Origin of the sequence: Rothia sp. P4278 (genome assembly GCF_048512945.1) — a bacterium.
In the GTDB taxonomy this organism is placed as follows: domain Bacteria; phylum Actinomycetota; class Actinomycetes; order Actinomycetales; family Micrococcaceae; genus Rothia.
Genome location: NZ_JBLXXU010000002.1, coordinates 164,982 through 191,194, shown reverse-complemented (window position 1 = coordinate 191,194; position 26,213 = coordinate 164,982). Strand labels below are relative to the sequence as shown.

Annotated in this window: 23 protein-coding genes and 1 riboswitch; of the genes, 19 read left to right on the top strand and 4 right to left on the bottom strand. The window is 59.7% G+C overall.

Annotation, left to right across the window (positions count from 1 at the left end; translation table 11 throughout):
• Window positions 1-105: 105 nt before the first annotated feature.
• From rplA to ACN085_RS04920, 6 genes are all read left to right on the top strand, one after another.
• Window positions 106-798, top strand: coding sequence for a 50S ribosomal protein L1 (rplA, locus tag ACN085_RS04945; protein WP_419110796.1), 693 nt, complete (start codon window positions 106-108; stop codon window positions 796-798).
• 88 nt (window positions 799-886) lie between these two features.
• Complete coding sequence (locus tag ACN085_RS04940; protein ID WP_419110795.1) at window positions 887-1,894, top strand: ABC transporter ATP-binding protein; 1,008 nt, start codon at window positions 887-889, stop codon at window positions 1,892-1,894.
• Window positions 1,895-2,136: 242 nt separating this feature from the next.
• A complete protein-coding gene (rplJ, locus tag ACN085_RS04935) occupies window positions 2,137-2,646 on the top strand; it encodes a 50S ribosomal protein L10 (protein WP_419099262.1) in 510 nt (169 codons plus the stop codon).
• A 113-nt stretch (window positions 2,647-2,759) separates the two neighbouring features.
• Window positions 2,760-3,137 (top strand): 50S ribosomal protein L7/L12, encoded by a 378-nt coding sequence (rplL, locus tag ACN085_RS04930; protein WP_419110794.1) that lies wholly within the window; start codon window positions 2,760-2,762, stop codon window positions 3,135-3,137.
• 171 nt (window positions 3,138-3,308) lie between these two features.
• On the top strand, window positions 3,309-4,256 hold the full coding sequence (locus ACN085_RS04925; protein ID WP_419110793.1) for an endonuclease/exonuclease/phosphatase family protein: 948 nt from the start codon (window positions 3,309-3,311) through the stop codon (window positions 4,254-4,256).
• A 176-nt stretch (window positions 4,257-4,432) separates the two neighbouring features.
• A complete protein-coding gene (locus ACN085_RS04920) occupies window positions 4,433-5,074 on the top strand; it encodes a GNAT family N-acetyltransferase (RefSeq protein ID WP_419104843.1) in 642 nt (213 codons plus the stop codon).
• 6 nt (window positions 5,075-5,080) lie between these two features.
• Here ACN085_RS04920 and ACN085_RS04915 read toward each other — a convergent pair whose 3' ends face one another.
• The 4 genes from ACN085_RS04915 to moaA all read right to left on the bottom strand — a co-directional run bounded on the left by ACN085_RS04915 (window position 5,081) and on the right by moaA (window position 8,403).
• On the bottom strand, window positions 5,081-6,310 hold the full coding sequence (locus tag ACN085_RS04915; protein WP_419110792.1) for a molybdopterin molybdotransferase MoeA: 1,230 nt from the start codon (window positions 6,308-6,310) through the stop codon (window positions 5,081-5,083).
• Window positions 6,311-6,375: 65 nt separating this feature from the next.
• On the bottom strand, window positions 6,376-6,984 hold the full coding sequence (mobA, locus tag ACN085_RS04910) for a molybdenum cofactor guanylyltransferase (protein WP_419110791.1): 609 nt from the start codon (window positions 6,982-6,984) through the stop codon (window positions 6,376-6,378).
• Window positions 6,985-6,991: 7 nt separating this feature from the next.
• The gene (locus ACN085_RS04905) at window positions 6,992-7,258 is read right to left on the bottom strand and encodes a MoaD/ThiS family protein (RefSeq protein ID WP_419099268.1); all 267 of its coding nucleotides are present in this window, start codon (window positions 7,256-7,258) and stop codon (window positions 6,992-6,994) included.
• A 2-nt stretch (window positions 7,259-7,260) separates the two neighbouring features.
• Window positions 7,261-8,403: a GTP 3',8-cyclase MoaA gene (moaA, locus tag ACN085_RS04900; RefSeq protein ID WP_419110790.1), complete on the bottom strand. Its 1,143-nt coding sequence runs from the start codon at window positions 8,401-8,403 to the stop codon at window positions 7,261-7,263.
• 128 nt (window positions 8,404-8,531) lie between these two features.
• Here moaA and modA point away from each other — a divergent pair, with 128 nt between their 5' ends.
• The 13 genes from modA to gcvP all read left to right on the top strand — a co-directional run bounded on the left by modA (window position 8,532) and on the right by gcvP (window position 26,093).
• Window positions 8,532-9,308, top strand: a complete 777-nt coding sequence (gene modA / locus ACN085_RS04895) for a molybdate ABC transporter substrate-binding protein (RefSeq protein ID WP_419110789.1) — start codon at window positions 8,532-8,534, stop codon at window positions 9,306-9,308.
• A gap of 10 nt (window positions 9,309-9,318) precedes the next feature.
• Window positions 9,319-10,179 (top strand): ABC transporter permease, encoded by an 861-nt coding sequence (locus tag ACN085_RS04890; protein WP_419110788.1) that lies wholly within the window; start codon window positions 9,319-9,321, stop codon window positions 10,177-10,179.
• Window positions 10,176-11,504, top strand: coding sequence for a molybdopterin molybdotransferase MoeA (locus tag ACN085_RS04885; RefSeq protein ID WP_419110786.1), 1,329 nt, complete (start codon window positions 10,176-10,178; stop codon window positions 11,502-11,504). Before ACN085_RS04890 ends, ACN085_RS04885 begins: the two co-directional genes overlap by 4 nt.
• A gap of 74 nt (window positions 11,505-11,578) precedes the next feature.
• Complete coding sequence (gene moaC / locus ACN085_RS04880; RefSeq protein ID WP_419099273.1) at window positions 11,579-12,100, top strand: cyclic pyranopterin monophosphate synthase MoaC; 522 nt, start codon at window positions 11,579-11,581, stop codon at window positions 12,098-12,100.
• Window positions 12,090-12,596, top strand: coding sequence for a MogA/MoaB family molybdenum cofactor biosynthesis protein (locus ACN085_RS04875; RefSeq protein ID WP_419099274.1), 507 nt, complete (start codon window positions 12,090-12,092; stop codon window positions 12,594-12,596). Before moaC ends, ACN085_RS04875 begins: the two co-directional genes overlap by 11 nt.
• Entirely contained in the window at window positions 12,586-13,107 is a 522-nt protein-coding gene (locus ACN085_RS04870) for a molybdenum cofactor biosynthesis protein MoaE (RefSeq protein WP_419110785.1), read from the top strand. The genes ACN085_RS04875 and ACN085_RS04870 overlap by 11 nt, the downstream gene beginning before the upstream one ends.
• Window positions 13,108-13,122: 15 nt before the next feature.
• Window positions 13,123-14,331, top strand: coding sequence for a ThiF family adenylyltransferase (locus ACN085_RS04865; RefSeq protein WP_419110784.1), 1,209 nt, complete (start codon window positions 13,123-13,125; stop codon window positions 14,329-14,331).
• 137 nt (window positions 14,332-14,468) lie between these two features.
• A complete protein-coding gene (locus ACN085_RS04860; protein ID WP_419110783.1) occupies window positions 14,469-18,191 on the top strand; it encodes a nitrate reductase subunit alpha in 3,723 nt (1,240 codons plus the stop codon).
• Window positions 18,191-19,825, top strand: a complete 1,635-nt coding sequence (gene narH, locus ACN085_RS04855) for a nitrate reductase subunit beta (RefSeq protein ID WP_419110782.1) — start codon at window positions 18,191-18,193, stop codon at window positions 19,823-19,825. Before ACN085_RS04860 ends, narH begins: the two co-directional genes overlap by 1 nt.
• A 2-nt stretch (window positions 19,826-19,827) precedes the next feature.
• Window positions 19,828-20,658 carry a nitrate reductase molybdenum cofactor assembly chaperone gene (narJ, locus tag ACN085_RS04850; RefSeq protein ID WP_419099279.1) on the top strand — a complete coding sequence of 277 codons (831 nt, stop codon included), beginning with the start codon at window positions 19,828-19,830 and terminating at the stop codon, window positions 20,656-20,658.
• On the top strand, window positions 20,655-21,431 hold the full coding sequence (gene narI / locus ACN085_RS04845; protein ID WP_419099280.1) for a respiratory nitrate reductase subunit gamma: 777 nt from the start codon (window positions 20,655-20,657) through the stop codon (window positions 21,429-21,431). The genes narJ and narI overlap by 4 nt, the downstream gene beginning before the upstream one ends.
• 156 nt (window positions 21,432-21,587) lie before the next feature.
• Window positions 21,588-22,796 carry an MFS transporter gene (locus tag ACN085_RS04840; RefSeq protein WP_419099281.1) on the top strand — a complete coding sequence of 403 codons (1,209 nt, stop codon included), beginning with the start codon at window positions 21,588-21,590 and terminating at the stop codon, window positions 22,794-22,796.
• 169 nt (window positions 22,797-22,965) lie between these two features.
• Window positions 22,966-23,077, top strand: a riboswitch (glycine riboswitch).
• 172 nt (window positions 23,078-23,249) lie between these two features.
• Window positions 23,250-26,093 carry an aminomethyl-transferring glycine dehydrogenase gene (gcvP, locus tag ACN085_RS04835; protein WP_419110781.1) on the top strand — a complete coding sequence of 948 codons (2,844 nt, stop codon included), beginning with the start codon at window positions 23,250-23,252 and terminating at the stop codon, window positions 26,091-26,093.
• The last annotated feature ends 120 nt before the right edge of the window (window positions 26,094-26,213 follow it).

Below are 26,213 nucleotides of genomic sequence, written 5' to 3'. Positions count from 1 at the left end.
CTCACCAAGACATATATGTAAGAGCCCACCGGCAGATAGCCGGTTGGCATGTGGCAGAGCCGAGCGCGGCTCATAAGAGACCACACCTGCAAAGGAGAAAAGCAGATGGCAAAGCGCAGCAAAGCGTACCAGGCAGCTGTAGCCAAGATCGAAGCGGACAAGCTCTACGCACCCGCCGAGGCTATTGCAGTAGCAAAGGAAATCGCGGCAGACAAGCCCCACTCAACCGTTGAGGTCGCTCTGCGTCTCGGCGTTGATCCCCGTAAGGCAGACCAGATGGTACGCGGTACCGTCAACCTGCCCAACGGCACCGGTAAGACTGCCCGCGTTGTCGTTATCGCCGCAGGCGAGAAGGCAGAAGCAGCAGAAGCAGCAGGCGCTGACTACGTTGGTTCAGACGAACTGATCGCAAAGATCGCCGGTGGCTGGGTCGACTTCGACGCAGCAGTTGCAACCCCCGACATGATGGGCAAGGTTGGTCGTCTGGGTAAGGTTCTGGGCCCCCGTAACCTCATGCCCAACCCCAAGACCGGTACCGTCACCATGGACGTTGCTAAGGCAGTTGCAGACATCAAGGGCGGTAAGATTGACTTCCGTGTTGACCGCAACTCCAACCTGCACTTCATGATCGGTAAGGCTTCCTTCACCGAGCAGCAGCTGACCGAGAACTTCGAAGCAGCTCTGGAAGAGGTCAACCGCCTCAAGCCCTCATCCTCAAAGGGCCGTTACATTTCTAAGGTCACCATCGCCACCACCTTCGGCCCCGGTGTACCCGTAGACCCCGCAACCGTAGCCTAAGTAGGTTTCGGTACCAGGGTGCTCAAACCCTGAAAGAATGGCAGGCTCCGCGGTGTGCGGGGCCTGCCTTTCTTTTAGACTTAAGAGCATGACCCCAGTCTCCCTGCGTATAGATGCCCTCACCAAGAGCTTCGGCTCGGAGGCTGTTCTCAACAACCTCAGCCTGACCATACCAATGAGGCAAGTCACCGCACTCATGGGGGCTTCCGGTAGCGGCAAGTCAACCCTGCTGCGCATCATTGCCGGGCTTGAACAAGCCGACACCGGTACCGTCAGCTACGCCGGTGAACCTATCAGTAACGGACAGGTAGGCTTTATCTTCCAAGAGCCAGTGCTCTACCCCCACCTTAACGTCCAAGACAACATCCTTTTTGCCTACCGGCTAGCTAAGGCCCCCGCCCTAGACCGCGAGCACTTTACCTCCCTGATCGGCACCCTGGGGCTGGGGGAGTACCTGCATAAGAAGCCGAGCCAGCTTTCTGGCGGCCAAGCCCAGCGGGCCGGAATAGCCCGCGCCCTGGTGCGCAAAACCCCCCTGGTGCTTTTTGATGAGCCTCTTTCTAACGTGGATCCCCACCTAGCCCAAGCTATCCGGGCTGATATTCTCACTCTGCACCACCAGCTAGGCTTTACCGGCCTTTATGTGACCCACACACCCGATGAAGCCCTCCAGATGGGCCAGGAAATTGCTGTTATAGAGCAAGGACAACTGGTGCAGACGGGGCCTGCCCGCCAGCTGCTACAGAAGCCCGCAAACCTGCAAGTAGCCCGCCTGCTCAACCCGCTCTATAACGAGCTACCTGCTGAACTGGAGGGGCAGACTATGACGGTCGGCATTTCCGCCCACGGATTTTCACTTAGGTATGAGGCAGGGCAGGGTGCCCTGCCGGTCATACCTCGGAGTACCTGGGCCTACACCTCAGGAACCCGGGTGGAGGCCTTGATAGCCAGAGATACTGAGCTGAGCACAGCACAAGGGCTTCTGTGCCTGCCCGCAGGTATGGTTATCACCGCTGTTCTGCCCGGCCTGCCCTGGGTAGAGCTGGGAAAAACAATGTACTGGGCAGTTGATGCAGAGAACCTGCACTACTTTTAAGTGATTAAGCCCGCTTAACCTAGCGCACGGCTTGCTTTAAAGTAGCCGGCCGTGGTTAGATGGAGTAACCAAAGACCGCCGGTCTGTGCCTGAACAGGGTACGGTAAGGGCTGATAAGCCACCTGCGTAGGTGCCGAAACAGAAATACTGACCAGAAATTGCTGGAAAGTATTATGCCTCGTTGCCTGCGCATCGAGGCATTTTTTATTGGCCTGGCGGGATTAAGAACTGGAAGGAACACCATGGCAACACAGGATAAGATTGCTGCTGTTTCCGAGATCAAGGAACTCCTTGAAACCTCGAACGGCGTAATTCTCACCGAGTACCGTGGTCTCACCGTTGCACAGATGAAGAACCTTCGTCGTGCACTGGGTGCTGAGACCGAGTACGCCGTGGTAAAGAACACTCTGACCGCTATCGCGGCTAAGGAAGCTGGTATCGATGCATTCGATGGTCAGCTCCACGGCCCGAGCGCAATCGCATTCATCAAGGGCGACTTCATTGATGCTGCGAAGGGTCTGCGTGACTTTGCCAAGGCTAACCCCCAGCTGATCGTTAAGAGCGGTTACTTCGAGGGCGAAGCTCTCGACGAAGCTGGTATCAACAAGTTTGCAAACCTCGAATCACGCGAGGTACTTCTTGCCAAGGTCGCAGGTGGCGCAAAGGGCGCAATCGCAAAGGTTGCTCGCACCGTTGACGCTCTGCGTATCAAGCTCGAAGAGCAGGAAGGCGCAGCACCCGAAGCTGAGTAATCGCTTCTGCTGTAGCTAAACAAGAGACTTTTGACCCACCGGGTCACCCGCAAAAAATTTTCAGCTCGCAGGCCAACAAGAGCCTGCAAGAGATTACAGAAGGAGCCAAACTCATGGCTAAGCTTTCAATCGAAGAACTCATTGAAGCATTCAAGGAACTCTCCCTCGTTGAGGTTTCCGAATTCGTTAAGGCATTCGAAGAAGAATTCGACGTTACTGCTGCTGCTCCCGTAGCTGTTGCCGGTGCTGCCGGTGGCGACGATGCTGCTGCTGAAGAGCAGACCGAATTCGACGTTATCCTTGAAGCTGCTGGCGACAAGAAGATCGGCGTTATTAAGGAAGTTCGTGCCCTGACTTCACTGGGTCTGAAGGAAGCTAAGGACCTGGTTGACGGCGCTCCCAAGCCCGTTCTCGAAGGTGTTTCCAAGGAAGACGCAGAGAAGGCTAAGGAAGCTCTCGAAGGCGCTGGCGCAACCGTCACCCTCAAGTAATCTTTCTCAGATTCTTAATCTTTGGCGCAGGGGCGGCACCCACGAAAGTGGGAGCCGCCCCTGCGGCTTTTAAAGCCCAGTCCCTATACTGAGGGCATGGGTAAATACGTCGCACAGCTATTCTGGGGATTACTACTGCTAGCCGGCTTACTTTGGGTGTCTATCCTGTTTTTGCCAGGAACTCCTCTTATCTCCTGGCTGAGTGTACAGCTGCCGCTAGCTCAAGCCATAGCTTTCCCCGCTTTCCTGGCCTGGGTAAGTAGTGGGCTGGCACTGTTTGCGCTGTTTACACTTTCCCGCAAGAAAGTCTCGCGGCTGACCAGGGTGCTTGCTGGCGGGACCGCCCTGGTGATGGGACTTGCCAGCATAACCGCTTTTATGGACCCTTACGGGGCCAAGCGCTACCAGATCAGGGGGAGATCCGCGATAGCCTGCACAGATACCACCAAATACACTGTCATTACCTATAACGCCCTGGACACACTCACAGAGCAAGATCTCGCGGAACTCTTGGCGCAAAACCCCGATTTTCTTGTACTTCCGGAGGTCTCACCACAGACCCCAGCTCTTGCCGGTGGGGTAGAAGGCTACCAGCTTTTCAACTCCTCAAGCACTGCGGAATTTGTTGCGCCCACACTGGTGCTCGTTAAAGATCCTTTGGGCCGTTACAGTGCTAGTGACATCCCTATGACCTTTGGAGCGCTTTTACTGAAACCTCTTGAAGGTGCTGGGCCATCACTTCTGGCGGTTCACACTGCGCCACCCATACCAACCTATATGAGCAGGTGGCAAGAAGATTTGGAGACTATCGAAGCAGTAGCTAGCGCAGGTCAGGTGGACCTTATAGCCGGCGACTTTAACGCCACTTTGCTACACGGTTCCTTGGCCAGCTACGCGGGGCTTGGATCATTGACGGGTAAAGACGCGGCTCTATCCGCCGACGCGGTTGAAGGTACCTGGCCTGTTAATGGGATCTTGAACCGGTTTGGGCTAAGGGCTCCTATCGACCATGTTTTAATAAACCAGCCTGACCCCGCCCGCGCTCTCTCTGTGCAAAGTCGGGTTATTGGAGGTTCTGATCATGCAGCTCTTATAGTTCAGCTAGCTCTGTGCCCCTGAGAATAGAGAACCCAGGAACCTGTTGAGGGCTAGCGTCACCGGGTACAAAACCCTAACTTATAAGGACCTCGGCCAAGGAAAACTCCCTTTTCTTAACACCCCATCTTTTCATTGAAGATCCCGACCGGGCTGTAAAGTAAGGGAAGAAAAACAGATACATTCAGGAGTTTAGCGCCATGAACACCCCAGCATATTCCGTCCGTCAAGCTACCGAAGCGGACTACCCAGCAGTAACCCAAACTCTCACCAACGCCTTCAAAGATGACCCGGTGATGAGTGAGGCAGTAGGCGGCAAAGGCCGAGCAGATCTGGTGGCAGCTCTCTTCGACTTCCAGATCCGAACCACCTACGGCCCTAAGGGGCTGATCGACGTTGCCACCGACCGGGAGGGAAAAATCGTGGGGGCGGCCTTGTGGCTCTCACCCCAGGGACAGAAAGGTAACCTGCTGGCCGATATTATGGCCCTGCCGGACTATTACAAGGTGCTGGGGCGCAATTTACTGCGAGCAACCATGACCGAACTTAGGCTCCTGGCCGCCCGCCCCAAATTTGATCACTGGTACCTCTACACTATCGGCGTCCACGAGACAGCCCGCAACCAGGGGGTAGGGGGACTACTGCTTGATTTTCGCCGGGAAAAGCTGGGTGAGTACCCGGCCTACCTGGAAGCTTCAACCTACAGAAATGCCGCTCTATACTCCCGCCACGGTTTTGTAGAACTCTTCAAATTCAAAAGCGGTAAACCTACCCTGGGCATGCTCCACCCTGCCCCCATCAGCCAGCTGGAAAAAGCACAGGCTAAGCCCCAAGGTTCATAAGTCAGCTTAGTGCGCAGAGACAAGTGGAAGATAAGGCACCTGGTAACCTGCCTCAGCCCCCTGGGCAGGGATCAGGGCAAGAGCCTGCGCATAGGCAAAGCTGGTGAGCATGTGGGAGCGGGTTTTGGCAAGCGGGGTAAGCACATGGCCATTGGCCCGTGTATCGAGGGTAACCGGGAGCAACCGGAGTTCTGCTTTCCGATAGCCGGGGATAGCGTCTGCCAGGGTGCCTAGGGGCAGTTCCTGAAGATCTTGCCCGTAGCAACCTGCCACCCAGGCAGGCAAATAAGAGTAGAGGGCGGTGTGAGCCGCAAGCGGGTTGCCCGGTAAGCCCAGAACCAGGGGCGCTGCTGGGTTGGCGGTGTGGGGGAGCCTGGCGGCCAGAGCGGGGTGGCCCGGGCGCACAGAGACTGACTCGAAGAGATAGTTAGCGCCCATTTCTGCCAGGGTACGGCGCAGCCAGTCGGCGCTGGAAGTGGACGAGCCACCGGTCAGCAGGAGCAGGTCGGCCTCGGCGGTGGTGAGCCAGGTAAAGAAGTCCTCCTGGGTATCTACCAGACGGGTGGTGCTGACACAGCGAGCACCAAAGTCTGCAAGAATCTGCGGGAATTGCAGGGAAAAGGCGTCCCGAACCTGACCGGGCTGGGGCAGTCCACTGGTAATGACCTCGTTCCCGGTATAGGCGATAGCTATGCGGGGTTGCTGATACAGAGTCAGCCAATCAAGACCCAGCACGCCAAGGGCGCCGATATGGCGGGCACTGAGCAGAGTCCCGGCCTGTGCTACCTGTGAGCCAGCGGGCAGTTCTTCCCCGGCCCTGCGGATATCTGCCCCGGCTACCGGGTAGGGGCGCTCTGGGGAGAAAGCCCCCGACCGTGGGCTAAGCCTATGGCTGGTAACCAGTGCCTCTTCCTGCCGCAGGACTGCATCGGCCCCCGGCGGGAGTAGGCCGCCAGTCAGAATGGGCCTAGCTTGGCCGGGGAGGAGGGGGCTAACCTGCCGGTGGATATTCTCACCCGGTTCAGCCGGGGCTGGCCAGAGAATTTGCCAGGGCGGCGGGCCACTCACCGCAAAACCGTCCATGGCCGATGAATCGTAGTGGGGCACCGGTAAGACCGTGCGCACCGGCTCGGCAAGAACCCGCCCGATGGCCTGCCCCAGGGGTACCCACTCGGTGGGTAGGGGCAGAGCCTGACCGTCGCGGTAGAGGAGGGCACGGGCATGGTTCCAGCTCACAGAATGCAAGGGTGGGCCTTTCGATGGCAGTGGCGGACTAAGGGATGTGTGGGCTTATGAGGTTCTTATGGGGCTGGGTAGCTGTAGCCTGCGGCACGGGCCGCCTCCCAAGTATCAATATCGGCTGCCCAGGCTGCCTCCAGGGGGATTTCTTGCGGTGCGAGCTGTACCAGGAAACGGCGTACTGAGGCATGAGCCGTGTCCCGGTTAAAGGCGGCGGTGAGCGAATCGAGACGGTAGATACCCAGCAGCGGCTGAGTGATGCCCTCTGCTAGCGCCCAGAAGCCCTGTACCTGCAGGGGGGCATGAGCCGCGGCGGCCAAGAGCACAGGCACGGCCTTGTGCGCCCGAGGCAGGTCGCAGGAAAGTAGAAGAACCCAGTGCTGGTGCTGAGCTTCGGGTGCTAGATGCTTAACCAGTTCGCGGGTACCTGCTGTGATTCCAGCGGCGGGCCCGCTAAAAGCAGGGCTTTCACGGGTAATCAGCACTTGGCGGGGTAGAGGCAGAGAATCTGGGCCAACCACCACACGGTAGCTGGCTCCCTGGCAGGCTGAGAGGACGTTCTCTAGCAGGGTCTGATGGCCGTCCGTGAGCAGGGCCTTAGGGGCTCCACCCAACCGACTCGAACGCCCACCGGCCAGAATCAGGGCTGAAAAAGAAAGGGGCTGTTCCATGTTTCTTTTACCCGCCAGCAAAAGGAGGTAGAACATCGACCCTGCTTGCGCCCCGAAGGCTGCCCTTTGCGGAGGTAGCCACCCCATCAATCAGGAAAGTGCACTGGGGCAGAATATCGGCTAGGGTCTGACCCGAGGGAGTAGCTCCCGGGTACCGGGTTAGCAGGTAAGCCGTGAGGGCTTCTAAGGTGGTTTCTGTTAGCTCAGTGCTCTCTAGGGTCAGCGAGGGAACACCAGCTGCCGCTCGGGCCGCGGCAAAAAAGTTAATCTGCATGGTCAGCCTCCAATGGCACTCATGGAACGATCGGGCTGGGTAAAGTCGGGGGCCTCGAAACCTGCCTGGTCTTTACCGTGCGCCCTGGGCTTGGTCCACATGGCACCCCGCCAGATATTGGCTAGTTCCCGGTCACTTGCACCGCCACGCAGGGCGCCCATAAGATCGGTTTCGGTCAGCGAGAATAGGCAGGAGCGCACTTTACCGTCAGCGGTAATCCGGGTGCGTGTGCAGGCCGAGCAGAAGGGCTCGGTCACTGACGCGATAATACCGACCTGACCCAAGGCCTGCGGCCACAGCTCCGGCAATTGCCCGGTGCTCCCCAGCGGGAAAACCTCCCAGAGCTGGGCGGGGGAAGCTCCCCTGGGTCGACCATGCGGAACCATGTCGTAGTGGGCGGCCAAGCTGTCACGGATCTCATGGGCGGTGATGGTGCCCTCCCTGGTCCAGGAGCGGTCTGCATCCAGGGGCATCTGCTCAATGAAGCGGAGCTGGTAGCCGCCCTCAAGCGCCCAGGCTAGAAGCTGGTGGCCCTGCGCGTCGTTGATGCCGCGCATCAGAACCGCGTTGATTTTGATAGGGCTCAGACCCGCTTGAGCCGCCGCATCAATACCGGCTAGCACGCTGGCTAGCTTATCCCTGCGGGTCAGCTGAGCAAAGGTTTCGGGGCAGATGGTGTCCAGAGAAACATTGACCCTGTTCAGGCCTGCCTTAAGGAGCGCGTCTACTTTCTTGTCTAGGCCAATACCGTTGGTGGTTAGAGCGATAGGCAGGTGGGGGTAAGCCGAGCGAATCTGGCGGATAATGTGCGGCAGATCGGCACGAACCAGCGGCTCCCCTCCGGTAAACCGAACTTCCTCAATACCCAGATCTCGCACCCCAACATCAACCAGCCGGAAGATTTCATCGGCGGTTAGAAGGCTGGCTGTAGGGAGCCAGTTAAGACCCTCTGCCGGCATGCAGTAGACACAGCGCAGATTGCACTTATCCATGAGTGAGATGCGCAAATCGGTAGCAACCCTGCCCCAGCGGTCAGCAAGGGGGCCGCTGGCTGGTAGGCCGGAGCCACGACCTGCTGGGGGGACTCGCACCGGGATACTTGCCCCCAGGCTAATAGCGTCACTGGTTTGAGAGGACTGGGGCATACCCACACTTCCACAGGTTAATTCGTATTTAAAATGTAATATTTAGGGTATCGAAACCTGAGCTCGAACACCACTCTGCTCTACACTAATCTATAGAAAACAGTCTGCCCAGGCCACCAGGAGTCATAATGCCCCGTATCAGAACCACTATCGGCGTCCTGGCCTGCCTGACCCTGCCTCTGGCAGCCTGCGCCTCATCTTCTGCCCAAATAGAGACGACAGATCACACCGTCACGGTCTTTGCCGCCGCTTCCCTGGGACAAGCCGGTGAAGAACTCATAACCGCCTACCGCACCGAACACCCTGACGTAGAGATTATCGCCACCTACGCAGGCTCGTCCCAACTGGTGACCCAGATGGTGGAAGGAGCCTCCGCTGACCTGCTCATCACGGCAGACACCGCCACCATGAAGACAGCCCAAGCCAACATAGACGCTCTAGCCCAAGCCCGTCCGCAGGTCATTGCAAGCAATAAACTCGTCCTAGCCACAGCCCCGGGCAACCCAGCGAGCGTCGGCTCAGTCAATGATCTTGCCTCACCCGGTGTCATTACCGCCCTCTGCGCACCCCAGGTACCCTGCGGTCGACTGGCCCAGCAAGAACTGGCCCAAACCGATATCACACCGGCAAAATCCACCCAAGAAGCCAACGTCTCAGCCGTTGCCACCAAAATCTCAAGCGGCCAAGCCGACGCCGGCTTTATCTACTCCACCGATGCTAAGGCGCTCTCCGCCAGCCAAAACATTACGATTATTGAACTGCCCGGTCTGGAATCCAATAGCTACCCCATGGCCCTCACTGAGGCGGGGCAGGCTAACCCCACAGCCAGAGATTTTGCCAGCTGGCTGACCGAATCAGAACAGGCTAGCGCCATTCTTGCCCATTACGGCTTCAACCCCGCCTAAACTAGATTCCATGAGCAAAAACAGGGACACCTCCGCAAGAGGTCGAGCAAAGCTCTTTACCTCGGTACCAGCTCATGCGGCTCTACCAGCCCTTGCAGTACTTGCGCTCATCCTGGGCCCGCTCCTTGCCCTACTCACCAGAATCCCCTGGCGGCAGTTACCCCAGTTACTCAACGACCCCGGAGTACTTGAAGCCACCTGTCTCTCAACACTCACCGCCCTGGGGGCCACCGTTATCTGCGCCCTCCTGGGAACTCCTACTTCGCTGGTGCTGTCAACCGTTCTTGAACGAACCCGCGCCCTACCCCTGACCTGGGTGCTTTGCGGGCTGATTTACGCCCCCATTATCTTCTCACCGGTTGTCTCGGGCCTGGCGCTACTCTTCCTCTGGGGCAGACGGGGGCTGGTCGGTAGCTGGCTCGAAACCGCAGGTCTATCTGTGGGCTACACCCCGCTGGCCGTCCTGCTGGCCCAAATCTTTGTTGCCCTGCCCTTCTTTATCGCCACCACCGTCACCACCCTCAGAGCACTACCCGTGGAATATGAAGAAATCGCCAGGCTCGAAGGAGCCAGCCCTGCCGAAGTCACCAGCCGGGTTCTCCTGCCGCTGGCCGCCCCGGGCCTGCTCACAGCCGCCGTCCTCAGCTTTGCCCGGGCCTTGGGAGAATACGGTGCCACCGTCACTTTCGCCGGTAACGTGGCGGGCTCCACCCGTACCATCCCCCTAGCTATCGAGCTGGCGCTCAGCTCCAACGACATGACCCAAGCCCTGGGCGGGGCGCTCATGCTCATTGCCCTCTACCTGATGATTCTGGCCGCCTTAGGCTGTGCCCTGTGGCTTCGCAGACTGAAAGGAAGGCTTCGCCCGTGACCACCCACCTGCCCAGCTCCCTGCCAGACCGTGCCCCTATCGCTCCGGGCGACTACGCCCAGGCGGTCAGCGATCTGCTGGTCACCAGGCTGCACCGGCGCACCGAAATCCTACCGCTGGATCAATGCCTAGGTCGTCAGCTTGCCAGCGATCTGCAGGCCCTTTACCCCGCGCCCTCCTTCGCCAACTCCCAGATGGACGGCTACGCCCTGACCGCACAGGCCGGTGGGCAAGCTAACAGAACCTTTAGAGTGGGGCAGGACATTGCCGCCGGTTCTGCACCGAAAAACCTAGAAATCAACGACAGTATTGCCTACCCCATCATGACCGGCGCACCCCTGCCCCAAGGCTATGAGACTGTGGTTCCTGTGGAACAAAGCCGCCCCCTCAGCGGACCGGGCGATGATGCCGGCTTTGCCACTCAGGGGGAGTTTGTGGAACTTGCCCCCGCCCCACCGGGGCAGTTTGTGCGCAGTACCGGCGAGGACATTAAAGCCGGTGACCTACTGGCACCTGCCGGGAGCACCGTGACTCCGGCGCTCGCAGGAGCTTTAGCAGCCCAGGGCATAGAGAAAGTAGAGATTTACTCCCCGCCCCGGCTCTTAGTCGTCACCGGTGGTGATGAGCTGACTAACGGGGGCACCCGGCTGCAGGCTGGCCGTATTTTTGATGCCAACGGACCTATGCTGCAGGCCCTTGCCCAGGAGGACGGATGCCAGGTGCAGCGGGTATCGTCCACCGATGCCGTGGAGAGCTTTATCAACCTTCTGGTGGGGGAGCTGGCCCGTCAAAAGCCTGACCTGGTGGTAACCAGCGGCGGGATTAGCCACGGCAAATACGAGGTCATTCGCCGGGCCTTAACACACCTGGCTGAGCGCTCACCCGAGGGAGTTCGCGTCACCGACTGCTGGTTTGGTCATGTCAGCCAACAGCCTGCAGGCCCCCAAGGGCTCGCCCTGCTGGAAACAGCGGGCCTCACCGTCCCGGTGCTCTGCCTACCCGGTAACCCCGTGAGCACCCTGATTTCTTATCACCTCCTTATTCGCCCCGTCCTGGGCAGGCTCAAAGGCCAGGAACCCGAACGCACAGTAGGCCGGTTGGTGCTGGGAGAGCGCATACAGGCTCCTGCCCAGAAGACCCAGTTCTTGCGCGCACGCTTACGCTACCTGGTGACCGAGGGCGGAGCACGGCAGGCTCTGGTCGAACCGGATACGGCCACCGGTTCGCACCTGCTCCACCGCGCGGCTCAAGCTAATGCCCTGATTGAGTTGGAACCCGGCGTGACCTATAAGGGGGGAGAGACCGTGCGCTACTACCAGCTCTGAGCAACAAAAACCAATACCGTATAATAGATACCTATTTATTGCTGTCGTCATCATCGGCAGAACCCAAGGACGCTATGACCCACACCAATAACCTAACCCACCTGAGAGCTGACGGCACCGCCCACATGGTCGATGTCACCGGTAAAGATAGCACCACCCGCACCGCTATTGCCGAGGGCTACCTGATCACCCGGCCCGATGTTATCGACAAAATCTACGGTGCCGACCTACCCAAGGGCGATGCCCTGCCCTTGGCCCGGGTTGCAGGCATTATGGCGGCTAAAAAAACTTCCGATATTATCCCCCTCTGCCACCCCCTACCCCTGGGTAAAATCACCCTGGACTTTGAACGGTTGGAGGACCGGATCCGTCTTGAGGCACTGGTTAAAACCCGCGGGGTCACCGGGGTTGAGATGGAGGCCCTGACTGCCGTCAGCGGCGCTGCCCTGACACTCTATGACATGGTCAAAGCAGTCGATAAGCAGGCCCTTATCAGCGGTATCCGTGTGCTTGGGAAGAGCGGCGGTAAGTCCGGTGACTGGACGGTTGCAGGCCAATCGCCCGCCGCCCACAAGGGGGCAAAGAATGATGAGTAAGGCCTACACCCTGCCGAGCGACTCCACCGGTTTGGTGATTGTGGCCTCCACCCGCGCCGCCCGCGGTATCTACACCGATGAATCCGGCCCCCTGGCCGTTGACTGGTTGCGCCAGATGGGCTTTGAAACCCCTGCCCCCGTGGTGGTGGCCGATGCTGATTTCGGCCCCTACTTTGATGAGCTGGTCAAGGCTGGGAACCTGCCCACCTTTATCCTGACCAGCGGTGGCACCGGCCTGAACAGTGACGATATGACCGTAGAGGCTGTACGCCCCCACCTAGAAAAAGAAGTACCCGGCATCATGCAGGCCTTCTGGGCGCAGGGGCTTCAGAACACACCAGCGGCGGTGCTCTCGCGCGGGGTGGCCGGTGTGATCGGGCGTAGCTTCATCATGACCCTGCCCGGGTCCAAGGGCGGGGTGCGCGACGGCTGTACGGTACTCACCCCGCTTATCTCCCATATCTGCCGCCAGCTTGAGGACTATCATGACCACTAAAGACGCTCCGAATGCCCAGCTTGATGCTTCGACGGCTAACCCCTATGCAGGCAAACCGCTAGAACCTACCGAATCGCAGGTGGTGTTCACTGCCGTGACCGAGGAGCCCCTGGAACCGCTCCTGGTAGAGGCCAAGGCGGCCACCATGACAGCTGCCATGGGGGCCCTGGTGGTCTTTGACGGTATAGTGCGCGACCACGACCACGGGCAGGCTGTCCGTGCCCTGTCCTACAGTGCCCACCCGCAGGCCGCTGACTTTTTGGCAGATGTCCTTGAAGCGGTAGCACAGGAGATCCCGGGGATCCGGCTCTGGGCCGCCCACCGGGTAGGCCCTATCCCTATCGGGCAGTCAGCCTTGACTGTGCTGGTGGCCGCTGCCCACCGGGGGACCGCATTTACCGCCTGTTCCCTGGCCGCTGACCGCATCAAAGCTCAGGTGCCCATCTGGAAAGAACAGGAACTAACCGACGGATCAGTGCAGTGGGTGGGTATAGACACCCCCGCCCGGTAGCCGGAAGGAAAACGCATGATCTCACCCGAACTCCCGCCCCTTGCCTACCGCCTCTACGGGAGGCAGATGATCCTACCCGAGCTGGGGCAGGCAGGCCAGGAAAAGCTCAGCCGGGCTCATGTTGCCGTCATTGGTGCGGGCGGTTTGGGCTCCCCGGCCCTGCTGTATTTGGCTGGCGCGGGGATTGGCCGTATTACGGTGCTCGATGATGATGCGGTTGAGCTGTCGAACCTGCACCGTCAGGTTATTCATTCCTACGCGCGGGTGGGTAGCTCGAAAGCTGATTCGGCGGCCCAGACCCTGCGTGAACTCAACCCTCTGGTGCAGGTTGACTCCCTCAAAGTGCGGCTAAGTGATGAGAACGCCGCTGATCTGCTGGCTGATGTTGATGTTCTGGTAGACGGTAGCGATAATTTCCCAACCCGCTACACAGCCTCTCGTGCGGCGGCCCACCTGGGCATCCCCCACGTCTGGGGCGCTATTTTGGGCTTTGATGCTCAGATGAGTGTTTTCTGGGCGGGTCGCGGCCCCCGCTATGAGGACCTCTACCCGGCAGAACCTGATCCGGGATCGGTGCCTAACTGTGCAAGAGCCGGCGTAATAGGTGCCCTGGCTGGGGTGGTGGGCACAGCTATGGCCCTTGAAACGGTCAAGCTCCTTGCCGGTATCGGGCAACCCCTGCTGGGCCAGGTGGGCTACTACAGCGGGCTCACCGGCAGGTGGGAATACATTCCGCTGCTTGCCTCTCGGGCGTATTCAGGTTCTAGTGCTCAGACCTCCCAGCCTCTTTCTGCCACCGGGCCGGTGGGGGAGGCCGCCCAGAACTCCGCGCTTAATACAGGCCCGCACCAGCTCCCTGAACCGGACGGTGCCGAGCCTGACCAGTACGGCCTTGAGGTTACCTGGTCAGATATCATCGGTTCCCCTTATTTTGCCGATGTGCCGCTCCTTGATGTGCGCGAACCCCACGAGCATAGGGCGCTGGCTGTGCCCGGGAGCTTTAACCTACCCCTGTCTCTTATTGAGCAAGCTGGGCAGGACACCAGCCTGCAACCGACGATTGATGCTATTTTGCCCAGCCGCCAGGGCCGCTATGCCCTCTACTGTGCCACCGGAGTGCGCTCCCTCAAGGCGCTTAAGCTGCTGACGGCCGCAGGTTTTAGTGACCTCTACAGCATAGAGGGTGGCCTGGACGCCTGGCTGAGTGCTGGGGGCTCGGAATAAAAAAGGGTGGCGGCGCCCCTCTCAAAGCTGTTGATAGACCCCGGCCAATAGGCCGTTTTCTGCTGGGTAGCGGAGGGTAATTAGCGCACATTTTTATTCGGTATTTTTTATGCGAGTTATTGGGTAAACTAAAACTCATGACTCAGCAGGCATCACACACAGCAGGCCCTGACGGGCCGATGACCGATAAGCTCATCAAATTCGGCAAGTTCTTTACCAAGTGGGACGAAACCGACGACGGCCGCGCCGCCTTCCTCACCGGTGGCCGCTCCGGTGACGTTTTCTACCGCAACCGCTGGAGCCACGACAAGGTAGTCCGCTCCACCCACGGTGTCAACTGCACCGGCTCCTGCTCCTGGCAGGTCTTCGTCAAAGACGGTGTGATTACCTGGGAAGCCCAGGCAACCGACTATCCCACAGTCGGCCCCGACCGCCCCGAATACGAACCGCGCGGCTGCCCCCGTGGCGCGGCTTTCTCCTGGTACACCTACTCGCCCACCCGCGTGAAGTACCCCTACATTCGCGGTGTACTCCTGGAAATGTACCGCGAGGCTCGCACCCGCCTGGGGGATCCCGTCGAAGCCTGGGCCTCCATTGTCTCGGATCCGGCCAAGCGCCGTGCCTACACCTGCGCGCGCGGTAAGGGCGGCCTGGTGCGCGGTAGCTGGGCAGAAGCCCTAGAAATGGTGGCCGCCGCCCAGATTCACACCATTAGGACCTACGGCCCTGACCGTAACATCGGCTTCTCGCCCATTCCGGCTAAGTCCATGGTGTCCCACGCCTCCGGTGCCCGCTACATCGAGCTCATGGGCGGTGTGATGACCAGCTTCTACGACTGGTACGCCGACCTGCCCGTAGCATCACCCCAGGTCTTTGGTGACCAGACTGATGTGCGGGAGTCCGGCGACTGGTGGGACGCTACCTACCTGATGATGTGGGGCTCCAACATTCCGGTGACCCGCACCCCCGATGCCCACTGGATGGCCGAGGTTCGCTACCGTGGCACCAAGGTTGTCTCTGTCTCCCCGGACTACGCCGACAACACCAAGTTTGCCGACGAATGGCTCCCCGCCCAGCCCGGCACCGATGCCGCCCTGGCTATGGCCATGGGCCACGTCATTCTCAAAGAGAACTTTGTGGACCAGCGGGTGGAGTTCTTTGAGGACTACACCAGCACCTACACCGACTTTCCCTTCTTGGTGACCCTAGAAACCCGTGAAGATGGTAGCAAGGTTCCCTCCAAGTTCCTGACCGCCGCTGACCTGGCCGCTCACCGTCATGCTGCCGATGCCGCCTTCAAGACCGTCCTCTTCAACCGTGAAACCGGCGAGGTTGTGGTGCCCAACGGTTCTATGGGTTACCGCTACAACGCTCAGGACGAGGGTAAGTGGAACCTTGACCTAGAGGGGGTAAGGCCGGCGCTCTCTATCCTAGATTTGCCCCAAGCTACCCTGACCAGTGCCGCTGAGCTTAAGCTCCCCGCTTTTGATGAGCCCTCAGGCCGAGGCAAGGTCGTGACCCGTGGCGTTCCCACCATTATTGTTGAGGGCCACGAAGTTACCACCGTCTTCGACCTGATGCTGGCCCAGTACGGGGTGGGCCGCCCCTGCTTGCCCGGTCACTGGGCAGAGAACTTCGAGGACGCAGAGACCCAGTACACTCCTGCCTGGCAGGAGGCTATTACCTCGGTACCCGCCGATGCTGTGATTCGTACTGCCCGTCAGTTCGCCCAGAACTCCATTGATTCAGGCGGTCGTACCATGATTATCATGGGCGCCGGTATCTGCCAGTGGTACCACGGTGATACCACCTACCGCTCCATCTTGGCCCTGCTGATGATGTGCGGTGCCGAGGGACGTAACGGTGGTGGCTGGGCCCACTACGTTGGCCAGGAGAAAGCCCGCCCGATTACCGGCTGGGCACACATGGCTAACGCCCTGGACTGGTACCGCCCGCCGCGTACCCAGGCTGGCACCAGCTTCTGGTATATGCACACCGACCAGTTCCGTCAGGACGGATACTCTGCTGATTCGCTTCAGTCACCGCTGGCCAAGGGCGAACTGGCCGGCGTGCATACCGCTGACCTATTGGCCCGCGCCGTGCGCATGGGCTGGACTCCTTTCTACCCGCAGTTCCCCGAGAACTCCCTGGATTTGGCTGATAAGGGTGCAGAAGCAACGGAGGCCGGTACCGCCCAGTCACCCGCTGACTACGTAGCCCAGCGCCTGAACTCCGGGGATCTGGAGTTCTCCGTTGAAGACGCCGACGCACCGGCTAACTGGCCCCGCACCCTCATGCTCTGGCGTAATAACCTACTGGGTTCATCGGCTAAGGGTGAGCAGTACTTCCTGCGCCACCTGCTGGGTAATGAGAACGCCAAGATCAGCAAGGACGCCGAGAACCGCCCCGATGAGGTACGTTGGCAGGACGATGCACCGGTGGGCAAACTGGACCTGCTGGTCACCACCGACTTCCGCATGACCTCCTCGACCCTGTCCTCGGATGTCGTATTCCCTGCCGCTACCTGGTACGAGAAACACGATATTTCCTCGACCGATATGCACCCCTACATTCACGCTTTCTCACCGGCAATTAACCCGCCTTGGGAAACCAAGACCGACCACCAGATTTTCAAGGAACTGGCCTACGTCTTTTCCAAGCTGGCTAAGAAGCATCTGGGGGTGCGTAAGGACCTGGTCTCTGTGCCTCTGCAGCACGATACCCCCGGCCAGATTGCCCAGCCCGGTGGTCACGCCCCGGACTGGAAGAACCAGAAGATCCAGGGCATTCCGGGCAAGAATATGCCGGTCTTTACTGTGGTGGAACGTGACTACCCAGCTCTCTATGACATGTACACCTCGGTGGGGCCCCTGCTCTCCAAACTGGGAACCACCACCAAGTTCGTGACCGTCGATGTAAACGACGAGCTGGCAACCCTAGCCCAAGAACACGGCGTGATGGGCAGCGGTAAGGGCGCGGGTCTTCCCGCCCTAGATACCGACGTCAAGCTGGCCGACACCATCTTGGCGCTCTCGGGTACCTCCAACGGCCCGGTTGCCCTTAAGGGCTTCAAAGCCCTGGAGCAACGGGTAGGCAAAAAGATGCACCACCTGGCCGAGGGCAACGAAGAGAAGCGCATCCGCTTCCGCGACACCCAGGACCGCCCGGTTCCCGTCTTCACCTCACCCGAATGGTCAGGTTCAGAAACAGGTGGCCGCCGCTACGCGCCCTTCACCCTGAACATTGAGCAGCTCAAGCCCTTCCACACCCTGACCGGTCGTATGCACTTCTTCCTGGATCACGACTGGATGAGCGAGATGGGGGAGCAGCTCCCGGTCTACCGCCCCCCGCTAGATATGCACAACCTCTTTGGCGAGCCCGAGCTGGGCGAGACCGGCGACCTCTCCGTTGCCGTCCGCTACGTCACCGTCCACAACAAGTGGGCTATCCACTCCTCCTACCACGACAACCTCTACATGCAGACGCTCTCACGCGGTGGCACCCACGCCTGGATGAGCCCTCAGGATGCAGCAAAGATTGGCGTGAAAGATCACGACTGGATCGAGTGCGAGAACACCAACGGTGTCTTTGTGGGCCGTGCGGTGGTTTCCCACCGTATGCCCGAAGGCGTTGTCTACGTGCACCACGCCCAGGAACGCCTGGTCAACGTGCCCAAGGCCGAGCGCACCGGCAAGCGCGGTGGTATCCATAACTCGGTCACCCGCATCATGGTTAAACCCACCCACATTATCGGTGGCTACGCCCACCAGTCCTATGCCTTCAATTACCTGGGACCTACCGGTAACCAGCGAGATATTGTTTCCAGAATCCGCCGCCGCAAGCAGGAGGTAACCTACTAATGCGCGTTATGGCCCAAGTATCAATGATTATGGCGCTCGATAAGTGCCTGGGCTGCCACACCTGCTCCGTGACCTGTAAGCAGGCATGGACCAACAGGGCTGGCACCGAGTACGTGTGGTTCAACAACGTTGAAACCCGCCCCGGCCAGGGCTACCCCCGCCGCTACGAAGACCAGGAGAAGTGGAAGGGTGGCTGGGTTCTCAACAAGCGCGGCCGTCTAGAACTCAAGAGCGGTAACCGCTTCAAGAAGCTTTTTACCCTCTTTGCTTCACCGGTCCAGCCCGAGCTCTCGGACTACTACGAGCCCTGGACCTACGACTACGAGAACCTGACCAGCGCACCGCTGGGCGATGATTTCCCCACCGCCCGCCCCAAGTCACTGATTACCGGTGAGGACACTTCCATCGAGTGGGGCCCCAACTGGGACGATAACCTGGGCGGCGCGACCGAAAACGGCCACCTGGACCCCCTGGTTGAGAAGGTGCGCCAGCAGTCAGAAGAGAAGATCAAGTTCGAGTTCGAACGCACCTTCATGTTCTACCTGCCCCGCATTTGCGAGCACTGCCTCAACCCTTCCTGCATGGCATCCTGCCCCTCCGGCGCTATCTACAAGCGCGAGGAGGATGGCATCGTGCTGGTGGACCAGAACCAGTGTCGTGGCTGGCGTCAGTGCATCACCGGCTGCCCCTACAAGAAGATTTACTTCAACCATAAGAGCGGTAAAGCCGAAAAATGTACCTTCTGCTACCCCCGTATCGAGCACGGTATCCCCACCGTCTGCGCCGAAACCTGCGTGGGCCGCATGCGCTACATCGGCATTTTCCTCTACGACGCTGACCGGGTGACCGAGGCCGCCAGCGTTCCCGACGAAAAGCAGCTCTACCAGGCACAGCTGGACATCATGCTTGACCCCTTCGACCCTGAGGTAATCCGCGAGGCCGCCAAACAGGGTATCCCCGACTCCTGGATAACAGCTGCCCAGAAGTCACCGGTCTACAAGCTGGCTAAGGAATGGAAGATCGCCCTCCCTCTGCACCCCGAATACCGCACCATGCCCATGGTCTGGTATGTCCCGCCGCTCTCACCCATCATCGACCTGCTCCAGGAGCAGGGTCACGATGCCGAGAGCAAGGCCAACCTCTTTGGTGCTATCGATGCCCTGCGTATTCCCGTGGAATACTTAGCCGAGCTCTTCACCGCCGGGGACACCACCATCGTGGTCAATGTGCTCAAGAAGCTGGCCGCTATGCGTGCCTACATGCGTGACATCACCTTAGGTGGGGTTGGCAAGGAGGACATCGCCCAGGCAGTGGGCATGACCGGTGCCCAAATGTACGAGATGTACCGCCTCATGGCCATCTCCAAGTACGAGGAACGCTACGTCATTCCTCCAGCCCACCTGGAAGATGCCCACAACCTGGAAGAAATCGGCTGCTCCCTGGATACCGACGGCGGCCCCGGCATGCTCTACGACAGCGCCTTCACCGACCCCGGTGACCGCCCGGTTCCCGTATCGGCCGGCAGCTACGCCAACGCCCAACGTGCCGACGGCAAAGTCGATATCTTCCTCTGGGACGGCAAAACCCGCCCCGACTCCCTCTTCCCCGATACCTCCGGCAGCAAGAAGGTCTAGGTATGGCTGGTTTTTTCTCCAAGCTCATCCAAGGGACCCCGGCTGAGGCGGAACCCGAACTACCGGCATCGGGTGACCCCTTTGACATGGACTGGGGCAGTGGTGCCCCTGAGGACGCCGTGATCTACCAGGTCACCTCCGTGCTCATGCGTTACCCCTGCCAAGAGACCCAGGCCCTACTACCTGAACTCAGCCAACTCGCCGCTGAAACCGGCAATACCGACCTTCTAGAAGGTGTTGCCGCCATCAGCCGCTGGTACCAAGAGCACAGCCTGGAAGAAATTCAGGCCGAGTATGTGCAGGAATATGACCTCTCTCGCCGCCACGCCTTCCACCTGTCCTATTGGACCGAAGGTGACACCCGGCGGCGCGGTGAGGCTCTCACCCGCTTCAAACAGATGTACCGGGACTCCGGCATGGTCACCACCCTGCACGGGGAACTACCCGACTACCTGCCCATGGTCCTTGAGTTCACCGCCCTGGTCAACGCCAGGGCGGGGCGGGCCGCCCTCCAGGCCTACAGACCCTCCCTGGAACTGCTGCGCCTAGCCCTACGCGATGACAAGCTGCCCTACCACCGGCTGATTGAAGCTGTTTGCCACACCCTGCCTGGAGTTTCACCCCAAACCCAGGAGGAAGTACAAAAACTCGTCACCGCAGGGCCACCGGCAGAGAGCGTAGGCCTCTCCCTAGCACCGGGTGACCCCCGCCTGCTACCTCTTCTTCTGCCCCACGAGCAAACCCCCGGAGCGAAGATCGGTGCGGACAAAAACACCGCCCCACCCAGTCTCGCCCCCGCTATGCCCCACACACAGAACGGAGCACACCAGTGAACGCCCTTGATTTCTTCCTCTGGGGGATCTTCCCGTACATCACCCTAGCCACCGTGATCGGCGGCACCATCTGGCGTTACAAGACCGACCAATTCGGCTGGACCACCCGCTCATCACAGATGTACGAGTCCAAACTTCTACGCATCGCCTCACCCATGTTCCACTACGGAATCCTCGTGGTTCTAGTAGGTCACATCGTGGGCCTGATTATTCCCAAGTCCTGGACCGATACCGTAGGCATCTCAGAGCACTTCTACCACCTCAACGCTCTCATCCTTGGCTCAGTGGCAGCGGTCGCCACTCTCATTGGCCTCTTCGCCATGATCTACCGCCGCCGCACCAGCGCAACCGTCTTCCGGGCCACCACCTGGAACGACAAAATGATGTATGTTGCCCTCACCAGCGCTATCGTCCTCGGATCAGTTGCCACCCTCTTCAACGCCATGGAAATCGAAGGTCACCACAACTACCGCGAAACCGTCTCCGTCTGGTTCCGCTCCCTCTTCTACTTCCAACCCAACGTCGAAGCCATGGCCAGCGCCACCACCTCCTTCCACATCCACGTGGTTGTCGCCATGATCCTCTTTTGCCTCTGGCCCTTCACCCGCCTGGTCCATGCCTTCACCGCACCCCTGCACTACATCTTCCGGCCCTACATCGTCTACCGCTCCCGCGGCAAACGCAACTACCAGCGCGGCTGGTCACCGGTAGGAACCGCAGACTCTGTCAACAAAGACGCTCGCGCCGTCGAACGGCAGAACCACCACCACTAAAGAAAGGCGCGAGGATTCCCCTTAGCCGGCTATCCTTCTTGCCCCTGGCCCGGGGCTCGTCGCAATTCATTCCAGCCCCAGCCAGCCGGTTGCAGGGAATCCCCGCCCCATTGAGACAGATCACCTGCTTCAAAGACTGATACTAAGGAAAACACTATGTCTACAAGAGCTCTTGCTGCAAAAGACCCACAGCTAGCTGGCCAGTTCAAGTACGTCATTATGGCGGCGCTCGCCTCCATGATCGGCTTCTGGGGTTGGACCATGATTGGCCCCCTAGCCAAGTACTACACCCAAGAATATGGCCTGACCGAAGGCCAGCGCTCCCTGCTGATCGCAACTCCCGTCATCGTAGGTTCTGTTGCCCGCATCCCGGTAGGTGCCCTCACCGACCGATTTGGTGGGCGGATCATGTTTACCATCATGCTTACCCTCACCGGTTCCATGGTCTTCATCACCGGTTTAGTTGGACAAACCGGTAACTTCACCCTGTTGCTGGTCACCGCCTTCTTCCTGGGCATCGGGGGCGCTATCTTTGCTGTTGGAATCCCTTTCTCAGCCGCCTGGTTTGAACCCCACCGCAAGGGTCTAGCAACGGGTATCTTCGGTATGGGTATGGTCGGTACAGCCTGCGCGGCCTTTTTCAACCCTCGCATGCTCAAAGCCTTCGGTTATTTCCCAACCCATGTCATTATGGCCTGTGTAGCCCTGGCCTATGCAGCAGTGGTCTGGCTGGTTATCCGTGATTCACCGGTTATGAAGGCCCGCACCCCTCAACCAATGCTGCCCAAGATCCTTGCTGTCTCCAAGGAACTCATCACCTGGCAGCTCTGCTTCATCTACGCTGTAGTCTTTGGGGCCTTCGTTGCCTTCTCCAACTTCCTCTCCACCTACATGCAAAACGTCTACGGCTACGAAGCCGTTGCAGGTGGTAGCTTCGCAGCCCTCTTCGCCGTCTGCGCCGTGCTTGCCCGGCCCTGCGGTGGCGTAGCGGCAGATAAGTTCGGGGGCAAGCTCACCACCTTGATAGCCTTCTTAGCTATGGCTGTTCTAGCCGTACTGATCTCCTTTGAACCTGCCAGTACCGCAGCCAATACCTTGCTACACGTGCTGATGGCTATCTTTGTGGGCTTTGGCACCGGCACCATCTATGGCTGGCTGGGTAAGGTTGTTAAGCCTCAAGAAACCGGTACTGTATCGGGCCTTGTTTCTGCCGCTGGTGGTTTGGGCGGTTATTTCCCTCCGCTGATTATGGGGGCCGCCTACACATCAACCGGCCACTACTCCTGGGGCCTTCTTGCCCTCTCTGCTGCCTGCCTGGTTTCTCTGGCTATCTCACTCTGGATGAAGTCAGATAAAAAAGCCTAAACTCCAGTTTTTATCCACTGTGAACACCGCTTCTGCTACGGGCAGGGGCGGTGTTTGGCTTAATCGTTGAGACTCTTCAAACCAGTTCTGTGCCCCTATCTGGTACCCCAGTATGGTACCCCTGTGTAATGTGTGGCACAATAAGGGTTGATAAACTAAAACGTCGCTAATAACTGGCGCGGGAGAGACCGGATACCCGGCGGTTGAGGGACCGCCAGGCCGGCGCCGAAGGAGCAAACCCTCCCCGGGAAACTCTCAGGCACACGTACCGCTCAGCTAAGGCAACTCTGGAGAGGGGCGTCAAACCCCCACCGAAGGGGCAAAATTCGCACCCGCTTTCCAGGCGTGAAAGGAAAGCCGCGAACCAAAACTCTCAGGTTGTAACAGAGCGGGGAGGACACCGTCTACAGGGCACCCTGTAGGCAGGTTTAACTTTTACCTTGGAGAGTTACCATGTCCTTCCTTGACCGCCACCTTGGGCCCCGTTCCGCTGACCAGGAAAGCATGCTTTCCGCCCTCGGCTACGAGTCCCTGAGCGACCTCATCAATGAGGTCATCCCCGCCAACATCCGCCTGGCCGATGACCTTAACCTGCCTGCACCCCTGAGCGAGCACCAAGCCCAGCAAAAAATTGCCTCCTACGCTGCCCTTAACCAGGTCAAGCACCAGATGATTGGAGCAGGCTACTACGATGCCATCACCCCCGCAGTCATCCGCCGCAACATCCTAGAAAACCCCGGCTGGTATACCTCCTACACCCCCTACCAGCCTGAAATCTCTCAGGGCCGCCTAGAAGCCCTCCTCAACTTCCAGAACACGGTCATGGAATTGACCGGCCTGCCTATCGCCAACGCCTCCCTGCTCGATGAAGCAACCGCAGTCGCCGAAGCCGCCGTCATGATGCAGCGAGCCAACCGCAAGGTCAAAAACGGCTTCTTCGCCATCGACTCCCGCGCCCTACCCCAAACCCTGGCCGTGGTACGCGGCCGCGCCGAAGCCCTGGGCATTGACTTCGTTATTACCGACTTTGAAAAGGGCCTGCCCGAGGGCGACCTCTACGGCATCATCATCTCTAATCCGGGCCAGGACGGCCAGGTCCGAGATATCGCCCCGCTCATCCAGGCCGCCAAAGAACGTGGTGCCCTAGTCACCGTCATCGCTGACCTGTTAGCCCAGACCCTGCTGGTTGCACCCGGTCACCAGGGGGCCGATATCGCTGTTGGCTCCTCCCAGCGTTTCGGTCTGCCTTTCTGGTACGGTGGCCCCCATGCCGCTTTCATGGCCGTCACCAAAGGTCTGGAACGCAACCTGCCCGGTCGTCTGGTCGGTGTCTCTAAGGATGCCTTCGGTAAGCCCGCCTACCGCCTGGCCCTGCAAACCCGCGAACAGCATATCCGCCGCGAAAAGGCCACCTCCAACATCTGTACTGCCCAGGCCCTGCTAGCTATTGCCGCAGGTGCCTACGCCGTCTATCACGGCCCCGAAGGTCTGCGCGCCATTGCCACCTGCCTGCACGATAAGGCGGCACGGGTCGCTGAAGCTCTGGCCCAGGTAGGCCTGCGCCCGGTCCACGAGACTTTCTTTGACACCGTAGCCTTTGAGGCCCCCGGGCAGGCCGACCAGCTGGTAGATAAAGCCCTGGAAGCCGGAATCAACATCCGCCGCCTCTCCGCTGACCGCATCTCCATTTCGGTGGGCGAATCCCACAGCGAGCAGGTACTCCAAGACCTGGTCACTGCCCTGGGCGGCACCCTGGGGGAGAGCGATGCCTACGAGATTCCTGAAACCCTCTTGCGCACCGATGAGTACATGACCCACCCGGTCTTCCACCTCTACCGGTCAGAGACCTCCATGATGCGTTACCTGCGTTCTTTGGCTGATAAGGACCTGGCCCTGGACCGCACCATGATTCCGCTGGGTTCCTGCACTATGAAGCTCAACGCGGCCTCCGAGATGGAACCCATCTCCTGGCCTGAATTTGCCGGAATCCACCCCAACGTACCCGCTGACCAGGCCGCCGGCTGGAAGGCCCTGATTGAGGAACTCTCCGCCTGGCTCCTTGAGATTACCGGCTACGACGCTATCTCCCTGCAGCCTAACTCCGGGGCATCGGGTGAGTACGCCGGCCTACGCGCTATCCGCGCCTATCACGAAGCCAGGGGCGACACCCAGCGCACCGTGGTCCTGATCCCTATGAGCGCCCACGGCACCAACGCTGCCTCCGCCGCCTTAGCCGGTCTGAGCGTAGCCGGTGTTGCCACCGCACCCGATGGCTCCATTGACGTAGAGGACCTCAAAGCCAAGATCGCCAAGTACGGCGATACCATTGCGGGCATCATGATTACCTACCCCTCCACCCACGGTGTCTTCGAGGAGCAGGTTGTTGAGGTCTGCCAGCTGGTCCACCAGGCCGGGGGACAGGTCTATGTGGACGGCGCTAACCTGAACGCCCAGATGGGACTTGCCCAGCCCGGTAAATTCGGCGGGGATGTCTCGCATCTGAACCTGCACAAGACCTTCGCTATTCCTCACGGTGGTGGCGGCCCCGGAGTTGGACCGGTTGCGGTGGGTGCCCACCTGCAGAAGTACCTGCCCGGTAACGGTTACCAAGCCGATGAGCAGGGCAAGCTAACCCAGGCACCCCTGCCCATTTCCCAGGCCATGTTCGGTTCAGCCGGTGTGCTACCTATCTCCTGGATGTACATTGCCATGACCGGAGCCGATGGTTTGCGCGCCTGCTCCGAGGTAGCTATCCTTTCGGCCAACTACATTGCCAAGAAGCTGGGCCAACTCTACCCCGTGCTCTACAGCGGCGACACCGGCCTGGTGGCCCACGAATGCATCCTGGACCTGCGAGATTTGACCGCCGCCTCCGGCATCACCGCCGAGGATGTCTGCAAGCGCCTCATGGACTACGGCTTCCACGCCCCCACCCTGGCCTTCCCCGTTCCCGGTACCCTCATGGTCGAGCCCACCGAGTCAGAATCCCTAGCAGAGCTGGACCGCTTCATCGATGCCATGACCCAGATTCACGCCGAGATTCAGGAGGTCATTGACGGCACGGTGAGCGCCGAAGATTCCGTACTCCGTAAGGCCCCGCACACCGTTGAGGCCGTCACCGCCGATGAGTGGAACCGCCCCTACAGCCGAAGCCAGGCAGCCTACCCACTCCCGGCCCTGCGCCAGAACAAGTACTTCAGCCCGGTAGCCCGTATTGACGGCGCTGGCGGCGACCGTAACTTCGTGTGCGAGTGCCCGCCCACGGAAGCCTTCGACCTAGAAGCTCCGAGCGCTTAAGACGTGCGCCCAGACCCTGGGGCACCTGCCCACTGAGTCCTTCTAGCGACCGAGAGTCTGCCCCGGCTGCCACCGCCCTCACCGGGGGCGGGGCGGCACTCCATCACCCCTTCTTTTTGC